At 71.1% G+C, this 12597-nt stretch carries 13 protein-coding genes; 6 read left to right on the top strand and 7 right to left on the bottom strand.

The window, feature by feature from the left end; all coding sequences use genetic code 11:
- Positions 1–90: 90 nt before the first annotated feature.
- The 6 genes from KCH87_RS08965 to KCH87_RS08940 form a co-directional block, all read right to left on the bottom strand.
- Positions 91–1008, bottom strand: a complete 918-nt coding sequence (locus KCH87_RS08965; protein WP_210585392.1) for an SDR family NAD(P)-dependent oxidoreductase — start codon at positions 1006–1008, stop codon at positions 91–93.
- A gap of 138 nt (positions 1009–1146) precedes the next feature.
- Entirely contained in the window at positions 1147–2082 is a 936-nt protein-coding gene (locus tag KCH87_RS08960) for a TIGR03564 family F420-dependent LLM class oxidoreductase (protein ID WP_210585391.1), read from the bottom strand.
- On the bottom strand, positions 2079–3044 hold the full coding sequence (locus KCH87_RS08955) for an SDR family oxidoreductase (protein WP_210585390.1): 966 nt from the start codon (positions 3042–3044) through the stop codon (positions 2079–2081). Before KCH87_RS08955 ends, KCH87_RS08960 begins: the two co-directional genes overlap by 4 nt.
- Positions 3045–3055: 11 nt before the next feature.
- Positions 3056–3931, bottom strand: coding sequence for a sulfurtransferase (locus KCH87_RS08950; protein WP_210585389.1), 876 nt, complete (start codon positions 3929–3931; stop codon positions 3056–3058).
- A 166-nt stretch (positions 3932–4097) separates the two neighbouring features.
- Complete coding sequence (locus KCH87_RS08945; RefSeq protein WP_210585388.1) at positions 4098–4871, bottom strand: 3-oxoacyl-ACP reductase family protein; 774 nt, start codon at positions 4869–4871, stop codon at positions 4098–4100.
- On the bottom strand, positions 4868–6013 hold the full coding sequence (locus KCH87_RS08940; RefSeq protein WP_210585387.1) for an alkene reductase: 1146 nt from the start codon (positions 6011–6013) through the stop codon (positions 4868–4870). Before KCH87_RS08940 ends, KCH87_RS08945 begins: the two co-directional genes overlap by 4 nt.
- Positions 6014–6160: 147 nt before the next feature.
- Here KCH87_RS08940 and KCH87_RS08935 point away from each other — a divergent pair, with 147 nt between their 5' ends.
- Positions 6161–6763, top strand: a complete 603-nt coding sequence (locus tag KCH87_RS08935) for a TetR/AcrR family transcriptional regulator (protein WP_210585386.1) — start codon at positions 6161–6163, stop codon at positions 6761–6763.
- Positions 6764–6770: 7 nt separating this feature from the next.
- Positions 6771–7637: an NADP-dependent oxidoreductase gene (locus KCH87_RS08930; protein ID WP_308298792.1), complete on the top strand. Its 867-nt coding sequence runs from the start codon at positions 6771–6773 to the stop codon at positions 7635–7637.
- A 455-nt stretch (positions 7638–8092) separates the two neighbouring features.
- Here the strand turns inward: KCH87_RS08930 and KCH87_RS08925 are convergent, their stop codons facing one another.
- Positions 8093–8746: an FMN-dependent NADH-azoreductase gene (locus KCH87_RS08925; protein ID WP_210585384.1), complete on the bottom strand. Its 654-nt coding sequence runs from the start codon at positions 8744–8746 to the stop codon at positions 8093–8095.
- Between the two features lie 151 nt (positions 8747–8897).
- Between KCH87_RS08925 and KCH87_RS08920 the strand changes: the two genes are divergently transcribed.
- The 4 genes from KCH87_RS08920 (at position 8898) to KCH87_RS08905 (ending at position 12568) form a co-directional block, all read left to right on the top strand.
- Complete coding sequence (locus tag KCH87_RS08920) at positions 8898–9260, top strand: helix-turn-helix domain-containing protein (protein ID WP_210585382.1); 363 nt, start codon at positions 8898–8900, stop codon at positions 9258–9260.
- A gap of 87 nt (positions 9261–9347) precedes the next feature.
- Positions 9348–10850, top strand: a complete 1503-nt coding sequence (locus KCH87_RS08915; protein WP_210585381.1) for a DUF2252 domain-containing protein — start codon at positions 9348–9350, stop codon at positions 10848–10850.
- A gap of 251 nt (positions 10851–11101) precedes the next feature.
- The gene (locus KCH87_RS08910; RefSeq protein WP_308298786.1) at positions 11102–12013 is read left to right on the top strand and encodes a hypothetical protein; all 912 of its coding nucleotides are present in this window, start codon (positions 11102–11104) and stop codon (positions 12011–12013) included.
- Between the two features lie 225 nt (positions 12014–12238).
- Positions 12239–12568, top strand: coding sequence for a rhodanese-like domain-containing protein (locus tag KCH87_RS08905; RefSeq protein WP_210585481.1), 330 nt, complete (start codon positions 12239–12241; stop codon positions 12566–12568).
- Positions 12569–12597: the final 29 nt, after the last annotated feature.

Raw genomic sequence — 12597 nt, 5'->3', positions numbered from 1 at the left:
GAGTCCGCCGCGCGGACTGTGTGGGAACCAGCAGGACTCCCGGTCTCCCTGCTGCAACTCCACCGGACCGTAGAACTCAGGGCCGGGAAACTAGACGGGGAACGACACACCTGTCACCTGCTCCGACTCCTCCCACAGACGGTGTTGCAGGTTTGCGTCGTGGGACTTTTTGCTGGACTTCACCCGCACGGGACGGCCTCTGCCCTCGAGGAACCCGTCCGGGCCGTAGAACTCCCCGCCCTGCACGCCTGGATCGGTCGCCGCGCGCAGTGTGGGCAGCGCTCCGCGCTCCGCGGTCTGCAACAGCCACGGACGGATCACGGCGGCCAGCGCGCGGACGGGCAGAGGTGAGTTGCGCATCAGGTCTGTGTCCGCGATGCCCGGGTGGGCGGCGACGGCGATGGTCGAGCCCTTGCCGGCGAGCCGGCGCTGGAGTTCGTAGGTGAACAGCAGGTTCGCCAGCTTCGACTGACCGTAGGCACCTCCCCGGCTGTAGGTCCGGCGTTCCCACTGGAGGTCCTCCAGGTCGACGTCGGCCTGGACACGGTGGACGATGCTGCTGACAGTCACCACCCGGGAGCCGGCGACCGGCAGCATTCGCTCCAGCAGCAAGCCGGTCAGTGCGAAGTGGCCGAGGTGGTTGGTGCCGAACTGCAGCTCGAAGCCGTCGCGGGTGGTGCTCTTGGGCGTGTACATCACCCCGGCGTTGTTGATCAGCAGGTCGATCGTGGGGTACGTGGCTCGCAGCGTGTCAGCCGCGGCGCGTACGGAATCGAGCGAGGTCAGGTCGAGGGGCTGCACGGTGACATCCGCCTGGGGAACGGCTGCGGCGATCCGGGCGGCGGCCTGGTGGCCCTTGTCCGTGCTCCGCACCGCGAGCACCACCGTCGCGCCGTGCGCGGCGAGGACCTGGGCGGTGTCGAATCCGATGCCGGTATTGGAGCCGGTGACCACGGCGACACGGCCGGACTGGCCGGGAACGTCGCTGGCGGTCCATTTGTCGTTCATGATTCCTCCAGGGGCCGGGGCGGTTGGTCAATGGCCTGTGGCCTGCTGCTGTCGGATCGAGGGGAACCGCGTCGTCGTCCGGTTGTGCTGCGGCCACCCCTGCCCTCGCCGGCGCAGGCCGGCGAGGACGGCTCCTCGTCAGTCGGCCAGCTCTCCGGCGAGGCGCCAGGTGCGCTCCCGGTCCGCCTCCCCGGCCAATTCGGTGAGGTAGAGCGTGATTTCGGTGGCGCCCGCATCGAGGTAGCGGCGCAGCCCGGCGGCCACGGTGTCCTCGTCGCCGGCCACGACCAACTCCGCGGCCCTGTCCACGCCTTCCCAGGAGAAAACCCGCTGGTGGGAGGGGATCGTTTCGTAGAAGGCCAGCTGCTCGGTCGCGGAAGCGGTCACCTGCTCGGCCTGGTCGGTGACCACGGCGAGTACGGTGACGATGATCCGGGGTGGCGGGCGGCCCGCGTCGACAGCGGCCTTCGTGAGCGCGGGGACGATGTGTTGCTCCAGCGCGCGCGGGCCGGCCAGGAACGTGACGGTGCCGTCCGCGAGTTCGCCGGTGACTCGCAGCGCCTGTGGTCCCATCGCGGCCACCACCACGGGGATGGGCTGCTCTGCGCCAGGCACTGCTGTGGGGCCGAACGGGTGCGAGGTCACGGTGGCGCCGGTGAAGCCGGTGTCCGCGCCTGCGAGCAGCGGCCGTAGCGCGCTGAGGTACTCGCGGAGGTGGGTGATCGGTGGTGGGTAGGGCAGGCCGTAGGCGGGTTCCAGCACGTGCTTGGCGCCCAGCCCGATGCCCAGTTGAAACCGGCCGGTGGTGGCGGCTTGTGCGGTCTTGGCCGCGGACGCGAGTAGCTGCGGATGCCTGGGGAAGATCGGAACCACGGCGGGGCCGACGCGGATACGGGGTACGGCGCGGCCCACCGCGGAGGCCACCGCGATCGCGTCGTAGCCGCCCAGCTGCGGGAACCACACCGAGTCGAGTCCGAGGCGCTCGGCCTGGGAGCCGAGATCGACGGCACGGTCGACGACGTTGGCGGCGCCTGGGGTTGCCTGGAGGGAGGACAGGGTGACGCCGATGTTCACGAGGTTCCTCCGTGATGGCCCTTGGGTTCGGCTGCCGGTGTGGGCAGGCTGCGGAAGTAGTGGCCCTCGTCGAGGTCCTCGATGAGCCCGGGTCGGGTCGGCTGCCAGCCCAGTAGCTTGCGGGTCAGCACACTGGAGGCCGGGTTGTCGAAGGCCAGGAAGGGCGCCAGGGGGCCGAAGTGCTCGTTCGCGTCACCGGCGGGGACGGAACGTACCGGGAGTTCGAGGTGTCGCCCGATCACCTCGGCGATGGCGCGGGTCGGCACGCCTTCGTCCGCGACCGCGTGCAGCAGCGATCCCGCCGGGGCTTTCTCCAGAGCCAGGCGGAACGCGTGTGCCGCATCGAGCCGGTGCACGGCCGACCAGCGGTTCGAGCCGTCGCCGAGGAAGCCGGAGACTCCCCTGGCCTGGGCGATGGCGATCTGGCTCGCGAGGAATCCGCGATCCCCGTCGCCGTAGACCGTCGGGGGAAGGCGCACGGCCGACGCGCGGACGCCGCGCGAAGCGAACGACAGCGCGGCCTGCTCCGGGACGATTCGGGCCCGCGGCCCGACGGCGTCGGCCGGGTCGAGACCGGGTGCGTCGGTTTCGGTTCCCACTCGCCCCGGTTCCAGCACGAGCGTCACGGAGGCCATGACCAGTGGCCGATCGGAACCGGTGAGGGCCTCGCCCAGCGCCTGGACTGCGCGTCGGTCCGCGTCGACCGCGCCCTGGAAGTTCCCGGAGAGCGCAAGGCCGACGTTGAAGGCGAGGTGGATCACGCCGTCCGACGCCTGGGCCGCGCTGCGCAGAGCGTCGAGATCGTCGAGATCGCCGCGATGTACTCGGGCCCCGGCCTCGGTGAGGGCGGCGGCCGAGGCGTCCGAGCGGGCGAGGCCGGTGACTTCGTGGCCCGCGCTGATGAGTTCGGGGATGAGGGCGGAGCCGATCCATCCGGACGCGCCGGTGACAAAAACGCGCATACTCACTGTAATCAGCCTACTTCCAGGGGGAGTTCGGGGTTATTGGTCCACTGTTCGAGCGAGCCGTCGTAGAGCGCGACGTCGGGCTCGCCGAGCAGCATCAGGGCAAACGCGTCGCTGGTCGCCGCGATCCCGGCGCCGCAGTAGGTGACCTTGCGTCCTGGTTGGGACAGCACGTCGGCGAAGATCTCGCGGAGCTGGTCGGGCGGCTTGAATGTGCCGGTGGCCGGGTCGAGCAGGTGGGCCATGAACACGTTGACGCTGCCGGGGATGTGGCCGGGACGGGCGAAGTTGTCGGTCTGGACCGCGTGGTGGTCCTGTGGGGAAAGGCTGTTGATCAGGCACGCGCCGGCACCGGCGTCGACCACCCGCTTGACCTCGTCGAGTTCGGCGAACATTCGCGGTCGCGGCTCGCCGACGAATTCGGTCGCTGGGTAGGTTTCCACGCCGGTTGCGGTCGGCCGCCTTTCGGCGGTCCACTTGCGCAGTCCGCCGTCGAGCACTGCGGCGTTGTCGACACCGCCTGCGCGCAGCAGCCACCACAGGCGGGTGGCCCAGTGTGGCTCGAGCGCGTAGACCACCACCCGGCTGCCTGGGCCGAGGCCCAGGCGGCCGGCTGCCGCGGCGAACCGCGCCGGGGAGGGCTTGCTGGCGATGCCCCCGTCGGGCTCGGACAGCTCGCCGAGGACGTCGGCGTACGCCGCGCCCGGGATGTGTGCGGCGAGGTAGTTGTCCAGCCCGGGGCGCAGACTCCACCCGGCGGAGCCGGATTCGGGCCCCTCCAGGTGAGCGGTCGCGTCCAGGATCCGCAGGTCCGGGTCGCCGAGGTGTTCTGCGAGCCAGTCGGTGGAGACCAGCGGTTGGGGCAGGGCTGGCTGGTTCGTCACCACGTCACTTCTTCCAATGGGTTTGGCCGCCGGCTGGGTAGGCGGGGCTGTCCCCGCGTGCCCGGCCGGCGGGTTCGGAGCCGTTGCAGGCGTCTGTGCTGGTGGGATGGTCGCTGCGAGCCGTCGGTCGTGAGAGGCCGGGCCGGTCATGATTGGCGCCGGAGGCTTACAGGGCGTAGCCGCCGTCGACGTTCCAGGAAGCCCCGGTCACGAACCCGGCCTCAGCTCGGGCCAGGAACGCCACGGCATCGGCGATGTCGCGGGGTTGGGCGTAGCGGCCGACGGCAGTCATCGCCCGGATGGCGTCGGCGAACTCGCCGGAGTCGGGATTCAAGTCGGTCTCCACCGGACCGGGCTGGACGGTGTTGACGGTGATGCCGCGGGGGCCGAGTTCCCGTGCCAGGCTGCGAGACAGCCCGGCCACGGCGGCCTTCGTGAGCGAGTAGACGCTGACACCGGTGACCGGGGCCCGGTCGGCCAGCACGCTGCCGATGCTGATGATCCGCCCGCCCGCGCCAAGGTGCGGCAGGGCGGCCTGGACCGCCACGAAGATCGCCCGGACGTTGACGTCGACAAGCCGGTCGAACTCGTCCAGCGGGAACTCCTCCACGGGTGCCATGTGAGAGACGCCCGCATTGTTCACCAGCACTTCGAGGCCGCCGAAGCGCTCGACGGCTCCCTTGACCGCCGCGCGGACTGCCGCGGGATCCGCGCTGTCGGCCTGGACCGCCCAGGCGTGGCCGCCCGAGCTGGTGATCTCCTGCTCGAGGCTTTCCGCGGCACCCTTGCCCTCTCGGTACGTGAACGCCACGGCGGCCCCGTCGGCCGCGAGCCGGCGGACAATACCGGCGCCGATCCCCCTGGAGCCCCCGGTGACCAGCGCCCGCCGGCCTGTAAGTGAGGCGCTGAAGACGTCGTCGAGTTGTGATGGCACAGTCATGACGCTCCCTGTGTGACGGTCTCGAGGGCCGGGTAGTCGCTGTAGCCGCGCGCACCGCCGCCGTAGACGGTGGCCCAGTCGATGTCGGCGAGCGGGGCGCCGGCGGCGAAGCGGGCGGCAAGGTCGGGGTTGGAGATGAACGGCCTGCCGAAAGCGATCAGGTCGGCGTCGCCGGAGGAGATCAGGGCGCCTGCGCGTTCGAGGTCGAAGTCGACGGTCCCGATGAGCGTGCCCCGGTACAGGCGGCGGAAGTGGCGGAACATCCCGTCGCCCGCCAGGGCCTGGAGCGGCGTACCGGTCAGATCGCGGGTGCCGCCCATCATCAGCAGGTGGGACAGGCCGAAGTCGTTCAGGCGGCCGACGGCGTACTCGGTTACGGGCAGCGTCTCGTCGTTGGCTTCGAACGGGCCGGTCTCGTGCATCGGACCCAACTTGATGCCGGTCCGTTCGGGGCCGACGGCCTCGGCGACGGACTCCACGACCTCCAACAGCAGGCGGGCCCGGTTCTCGAGGCTGCCGCCGTATTCGTCGGTGCGCAGGTTGGTGGAGCGGTTGAGGAACTGGGCGATCAGGTAGAGGTAGCCGGCCAGGATCTCCACGCCGTCGAACCCCGCGTCGTGCGCGTTGCGCGCGGCGGTCGCGTAGTCCGCGACGGTCTGGCGGATCTCTGCTTTGGTCATGGCGCGCGGGGTGACGGTCGGCACGCGCCCGGCCGCGGTAGCGCTCTCCTGGAGCGGGTTGACGGCGGAGGCGGACATCGGCGTGCGCCCCTGCAGCAGGTCCGGGTGCGAGATCGCTCCCAGGTGCCACAGCTGCGCGATGATCCGTCCGCCCGCGGCGTGCACGGCGTCGGTCACCTGGCGCCAGCCGGCGACCTGCTCCGCGCTCCACAGGCCGGGGCTTCCCGCCCAGCCGAAGCCGTCCGGGCTGATCGCGGTGGCTTCGCTGATGATGAGGCCGGCGCCGGCTCGCTGGGCGTAGTACTCGGCGTGCAGCGCGGTCGGCGCGCTGTGGGGGTTGTCGGCGCGCATGCGGGTGAGCGGGGCCATGACGAAGCGGTTGGGCAGCTCGATCGGGCCCATCTTGTAGGGCTCGAACAGCGGGTGCCGACCGGTCGCGGACTGCGGCGGGATGAGGGACATGAGAGTGCTCCTCGCAAAGACAATGTCGCTTGACATCGTTCTACGCTCAGCCAGTCCGCATGTCAATGTCGATCGACATTGTCTGATTGATCCCATCGGGCTAAAGTCGAGGTGACGCGGTGGGACGGGGCGAGATGGGATGGGGCCGTGGGTGTGACACGCGAGAAGGCCGCGGAGAACCGAGAGGCGATCATCGCCGCCGCCGAGGAGCTGTTCCGTGACCGTGGTGTGGACGCAGTCGGTCTCGTCGAGCTGATGAAAGCCGCGGGGCTGACCCGGGGCGGGTTCTACAACCACTTCACCTCGAAGGGTGCGCTCGTGGACGAGGTGGTCACCCGGGCCATGACACGCGGGCTCGCCGACCTCGACTGCGCCGCTGCCGCTTCGGCGCAGCAGGGCACCGACCCGCTCACGGACCAGTTCGACTACTACCTTTCGCCCGACCATCGCGCGGACATAGCGCACGGCTGCCCGAACGCAGGCTTCGCCGGCGACGCGCGCCGCTTCGACCCGGCCGCCATGTGTGACTACGCGAAAGGCCTGGCTGCGAACATCGAGCGCCTCGAGCAGATCGTGCGGGACGCGACCCGGATCGAGGAGCCGCAGCGGGTACGCGCCCTGACGCTGGCGACGTTCAGCCAGATGGTCGGCGCCCTGCTGCTCTCACGGGCCGTCGCCGAGTCCGCCCCCGGTCTCTCCGACGAGATCCTGGATGCGGCCCGGGGTGACCTTCGTCGGCGCATCGCGTGATAGCTAGATCCTTGCCGCCGTACACGCCGCCGGAGTCAACCCGACCGACGGCCAGCACCGCAGGCTCGGCCTGTTCCTGGGCGAGCCGCCCTTCACGCTCGGCTGGGACGTGTCCGGTGTCGTCGAGGCGGTCGGGCTGGGCGTCTCGCTCTTCGAGGTGGGCGACGAGGTGTTCGGCATGCTGCCTTACCCGAACGGAGCCGGAGCCTACGCCGAGTACGTCACCGGTCCCGTCCGCGCCTTCGCGCCCAAGCCCGCGGAGCTGAGTCACGCCGAGGCAGCCGCGCTGCCGATGGCGGGCCTGGTCGCCTGGCAGGCGCTGGTCGACACCGCCGATCTGCGGCCGGGGCAGCGGGTGCTGGTGCTCGGCGCGGCCGGCGGTATCGGGCACCTCGCGATGCAGGTCGCCAAGGCGCGCGGCGCGTACGTGATCGGCACGGCGTCCGGCGACAAGTGCGGCCTCGTGCGCGGCCTGGGTGCGGACGAGGTCATCGACTACCGCACCGCCGACGTCGTCAAGGAGGCCCACGGCATCGACGTGGTCCTCGACGTGGTCGGCGGCAAGGTCCGGCTGCGCGCCCTGGACTCCCTCAGGCCCGGCGGCATCCTGGTCTCCAGCCTGCCCGTCGATTTCGACGAAGTGACCGCGCGCGCCGCCGAGTTGGGAGTGCGGGCGAAGAACCTGGTCATCGAGCACGACCGGTCCGGCATGACCGGCCTCGCCGCTCTCGCCGAGGCCGGGCGGCTGCGCCCGCACGTCGCCGCCACCTTCCCGCTCACCGAGGCCGCCAAGGCCCACGCGCTCGCCGAGTCGGGCGGCGCCACCGGCAAGCCGGTGCTCACCGTCCACCCGCAGACCGAGAGCCGGTCGTGACGACGCTCGGCTTCATCGGCGCTGGCAGTGTCGCCGGCCAGGTCGCGGATTGCGGACGCGACCTACTCCGGGAGGTGCCCACTGTTCTCGCCGTGCAGGTCTCTGATTGCCATGCCACCTATCGCAGAGGGAGCAGGCGACGACAAGGTGAGGCGTCCTACGTACAGAGCCGCCAATTGCCTGGCGGCTCTGAACGCGGCGGTCGGCGCGGGAAGGCCATCCGTCTGACCTGACCGGGAGCCCGTGGGACCTGCGCGGTGGGAAAGGATCAATCTCTCCCCGGGAAACGATCTCTGTTGCTCACGGGTAGCCGCTGACCAGCGCATTTCGTCGGTTCCCCACCAGACGGAAGCCCCGCAGGTCCTGGACCTGCGGGGCTTTTTCGTTTCCCGGACGGTCGGGCGCAGGGTCGCAGGTGAGAGGACAATCACACCACGGCCGCCCCTCGGGGGCGCCTACGCGGCGAAGCGCTGCGCCAGCTTCTTGGCCTTGGCGGCGGCGTCATCGAGGGAGCGTTCGCGGGAGGCCTCGAAGAGCGGGACCAGCTCGGCCATCGCAGGGTTGTGCGGGGCCATGGTGAGCTCCGGGACGATGAAGTCGAGGTCCATGGCGAGGAGGCCGGTGAAGATCGCCGACAGGTAGTTCTGCACGTACTCGGAGTCCTCGCGCGGGGTGCCCGGGGCGTAGGAGCCGCCGCGGCTGGCGACGACGGTGACCGGGGTGCCCTTGACCTCCGAGTCCTCGTTGGCGGCGGTGCGGCCCATCAGGATCACGTGGTCAAGCCAGGCCTTCAGGGTGGACGGGATCGTGAAGTTGTACATCGGGGCGCCGATCAGCACGGCGTCCGCCCGCTCCAGCTCCTCGATCAGCGTCAGGCGCTCCGCGAAGGCGGCCGCCTGCTCGGGGCTGTGCGCGGCCGGGTCGGCGAAGCCGGCGGAGTGGGCGTCGGCGGTGATGTGCGCGACGGGCTCCGCGGAGAGGTCGCGGTAGATCACCGTGCCCTCGGGGTGCTGCTCCTCCCAGGTCTTGCGGAAGGCGTCCGCGACGGCGCGGGACGCGGAGGCGCCGTGGGGGAACACGGACGAGTCGATGTGCAGAAGCGTGGCCATGGGGGTCTCCAAGAAGAGGGTGGCCGTACGGGGATGACAAAGAGGGGTGCCCGCACGAAGGCGCAGTAACTAAGTTTTCGTACTCGACTATGAATAACACAGGTACTTACTTTTTTTCATCCCCTTGTTGTCAGGGCAGTACCCTGAAGCCATGGCGGGTGAGCAGATTCACGACGAGTCGACGTGCAAGCGGGTGGACGGCGGCATCAGCCGTGTATTTCTGCTGCTCGGCAAGCGCTGGACCGGCCCGATCGTGTCCGTGCTGGTGGAGCAGCCCGCGCACTTCGCCGATCTGCGCCGGGCCGTCCCCGGGATCAGCGAGCGCATGCTCTCCGACCGCCTCACCGAACTGGGCGCCGCGGGACTCGTCGTGCGCGAGGTCGACGACGGGCCGCCGCTGCGGGTTCTGTACCGGCTGACGGACGCGGGAGCGGCGCTGAGGCCGGCTCTCCAGGAGCTCGGGGACTGGGCGGCGAAGCATCTGCCCGAGGGCGGGCGGGACGGCGGCTGTTAGCTCCGCGTGCGGTGGGCCTCCACAGGGTGGAGTTGTCCACAGGGTCTGACGCGTTTCGGCTGCCGGTTGTACCGTCGGCACGAGTTGATGTTCGTGCGTGTACGCGTCTACGCGTGTACGGGGGAGGCGGTCGGTGTGACCCAGGTGGATGCGGGAGTGGCTGAGGTGGCCCAGGGGGCTGCCGTGAGTGCTCGGGCGGCGCGTCGGCTGCCGCGCGTGCAGGGCTTCGCCGAGTGGTCCGCCACGGGGGCGCAGTCGCCCAAGGAAGAGGGGAAGGCGCTGCGGAAGCTGGTTCCGCGGAACACGCACGCCGCACTCGACGCGGACGGCTCCCGCCCCGACGCGGTGAGCGCGGTCGAGGAGTCCAGCCGCGGCCGGCTCCCCGAGCTCACCCCGCTGCGGATCGGCCGCATGGCCGCGACCCCCTTCGCCTTCCTGCGCGGCTCCGCGGGCCTGATGGCCTACGACCTGGCGCGCACCCCCATGACCCGGATCCGCGCCCAGATCTGCGGCGACGCCCACGCGGCCAACTTCGGGCTGTACGGCGACGCACGCGGCAGCCTGGTCATCGATCTGAACGACTTCGACGAAACGGTCCACGGCCCCTGGGAGTGGGACCTCAAGCGGCTCGCCGCCTCGCTGGTGCTCGCGGCCCGTGAGGCGGGCGCCGGCGAGGACACCTGCCGCAAGGCCGCGCACGACACGGTGGGCGCCTACCGCCGCACCATGCGGCTGCTGGCCAGGCTCCCGGTCCTGGACGCGTGGAACGCCATCGCGGACGAGGAACTCGTCTCCCACACTGACGCCCATGACCTGCTCGGCACGCTGGAGCGGGTCGCCGAGAAGGCGCGGGCCAACACCAGCGGGCGCTTCGCGGAGAGGTCGACGGCGCCGACCGAGGACGGCGGGCGGCGCTTCGTCGACGCCCCTCCGGTGCTGCGGCAGGTGCCGGACGCGGAGGCGGCGGCGGTGGCAGCAGGCCTGGAGGAGTATCTGACGACGCTCTCCGAGGACCGCCTTCCCCTCCTGGCCCGGCACGCGGTGCACGATGTGGCCTTCCGCGTGGTCGGCACGGGCAGTGTGGGCACGCGGTCGTACGTCGTGCTGCTGCTGGACCACCGTGGCGAGCCGCTGGTGCTCCAGGTGAAGGAGGCCAGGTCCTCCGTGCTGGTTCCGCACCTGGTGACAGCGGGGTTCGAGGCGCCGAAGGTGGGCCACGACGGGCGCCGGGTGGTGCTCGGCCAGAAGCGTATGCAGGTCGTCAGCGACATCCTGCTGGGCTGGACGACGGTCGACGGACTCCCCTTCCAGGTACGCCAGTTCCGCAACCGCAAGGGCAGCGTCGACCCCGCCGCCCTCTCCACCGACCAGATCGACGACTACGCCCGTATGACCGGCGCCCTCCTGGCCCGCGCCCACTCCCACAGCGCCGACCCCCGCCTCATCTCCGGCTACTGCGGCAAGAACGAGGAACTGGACGAGGCGATGGCCACCTTCGCCGTGGCCTACGCCGACCGCACGGAGGCCGACCACGCGGAGCTGGTGGCGGCTGTGCGGTCGGGGCGGGTTGCGGCGGAGACGGGGGTGTGACGGGGCCGGCGTTTGGTGGGGCTCGGGTTTCGGCCGGTGCTCTGCCGGGCCTGGCTGTCGGTGGGTGCCGCGGGGCTCGGTTGTCGGTGGGCGTTCGCCGGGTCCGGCCATAGCGGGGCTTGGCTCTGCGGGGCGCCGGGGCCCTGGCTTTCGATGGACGTTCGCTGCGCTTGGCCTTCGGTGGGCGGGGCCATGGACGGTGCGCGCGGTGAGGCCGTCGGGCCGGGCGGGCCGTGGCCTACGCTGGGCGGGTGACGAGGTCGGAAGCTGAGCAGGGTGGGGTCGCAGGAGAGGCCGGGGTGACGCCGGAGGACGGCGTGCCGTCGGCCGAGGCCGAGGACGGTGCGCCCGGGCTCCAGGACGCCGGCGCCTCCTCCGAGGACGCCGCGCCCCGGCCCGAGGAGCGGCTGGAGCGGGCTGTGCTGGCCGCTGAGCAGGCGCTCATCGAGTACGAGATCGCGATGGAGACCTTCCGTGTGGAGGTGGAGAACTTCTCGCGGCTGCACCATCAGAGGCTCGGCCCGATGTACGCCCGGCTCGACGAGCTGGACGCGCGGATCGCCGAGGCCGTGGCCGCCCGTACCGGCGACCCCGAGGACGTGCGTAAGGCGGACGAGGCCCGGGCCCGGGTCATGCCGATGCCGGGTGTCGAGGAGCTGTTCCACGGCTGGATGGACGGGGACGGACTGTCCCCGGAGGCCGCCGCGATGCTCACCGAGCAGCCGGTACGCCCCCCGCAGCGGGTGCGCCCCAGCGACGAGGCCCGCAAGCTCTACCGCGAGCTGGCCCGCAAGGCCCATCCCGACCTGGCCCAGGAGGAGGGCGAGCGCAAGCGGCGTGAGGAGTTCATCACGCGCGTCAACGCCGCCTACAGCCGTGGCGACGAGGCCCTGCTGCGGGAGCTGTCCGCGGAGTGGGCCGCAGGACCGGTCCCCGAGGAGCGGCGCCCGAGCCCGGCCGAGGAGCTCTACGCCCGCCTCGAATGGCTCGCCCAGCGCAAGGAACTGATCGCCGTCGTCGCCCGGGAACTGGAGGAGAGCGCGATCGGCGCCATGCTCCGGCTGGCACCGGACGACCCCGACCGTCTCTTGGAAGAGGTCGCCGAACAGCTTCTGGCCCAGGTCGCCGAGCGCGAGGCGCAGCTGGCGGAGCTGCTGCGCTGACCGGCCTTGGTGCAGTCGCCTGCGGATCGTCGGCTGCGGATCGACAGCGCCGCAAAGGGGCGCGGGGCTGTGTCGATATGCGGCTCCGCCGCGTGGGCGCGACCAGCCACCGCCGGGCCGCAGACGATCGACGACCTCTCCTCGCCGCACTTCCCGCGGAGCGCTCGCCCCGTCGGGCCGGGTAGCCGGTCCGGTAGCGTCGGGGACATGAGTTTCGGAGCTGGTGTGCCCACGGTCGAGGTCGGTGACCTCAAGGACGGCGACTTCCTGCTGGATGTCCGCGAGGACGACGAGTGGCGGGCGGGTCACGCCGATGGGGCGCTGCATGTCCCCATCAGCGAGTTCGTGGCCCGGTACGGCGAGGTGACCGAGGCGGCTCCGCAGGACGGCCGGGTCCATGTGATCTGCCGTTCCGGCGGACGTTCGGCCCAGGTCACGATGTACCTCGTCCAGCAGGGCATCGATGCCGTGAACGTCGACGGCGGCATGGAGACGTGGGCACACGCGGGCCGGCCGGTCGTCACGGACGAGGGGCAGCCCGGGTTCGTCCTCTAGGCGCGTCCGGGACTCGTCCAGGACTTCAC

It is taken from the genome of Streptomyces sp. GESEQ-35, assembly GCF_017948485.1.
Lineage (GTDB): Bacteria > Actinomycetota > Actinomycetes > Streptomycetales > Streptomycetaceae > Streptomyces.
This window is presented reverse-complemented; position numbering and strand designations above follow the sequence as displayed.

Coding starts and splice junctions, on each gene's coding strand:
- KCH87_RS08945 (WP_210585388.1), bottom strand. CDS start 4,871: ATGACTGTGCCATCACAACTCGACGACGTCTTCAGCGCCTCACTTACA.
- KCH87_RS08940 (WP_210585387.1), bottom strand. CDS start 6,013: ATGTCCCTCATCCCGCCGCAGTCCGCGACCGGTCGGCACCCGCTGTTC.
- KCH87_RS08915 (WP_210585381.1), top strand. CDS start 9,348: ATGTTCGTGCGTGTACGCGTCTACGCGTGTACGGGGGAGGCGGTCGGT.
- KCH87_RS08955 (WP_210585390.1), bottom strand. CDS start 3,044: ATGCGCGTTTTTGTCACCGGCGCGTCCGGATGGATCGGCTCCGCCCTC.
- KCH87_RS08920 (WP_210585382.1), top strand. CDS start 8,898: ATGGCGGGTGAGCAGATTCACGACGAGTCGACGTGCAAGCGGGTGGAC.
- KCH87_RS08965 (WP_210585392.1), bottom strand. CDS start 1,008: ATGAACGACAAATGGACCGCCAGCGACGTTCCCGGCCAGTCCGGCCGT.
- KCH87_RS08925 (WP_210585384.1), bottom strand. CDS start 8,746: ATGGCCACGCTTCTGCACATCGACTCGTCCGTGTTCCCCCACGGCGCC.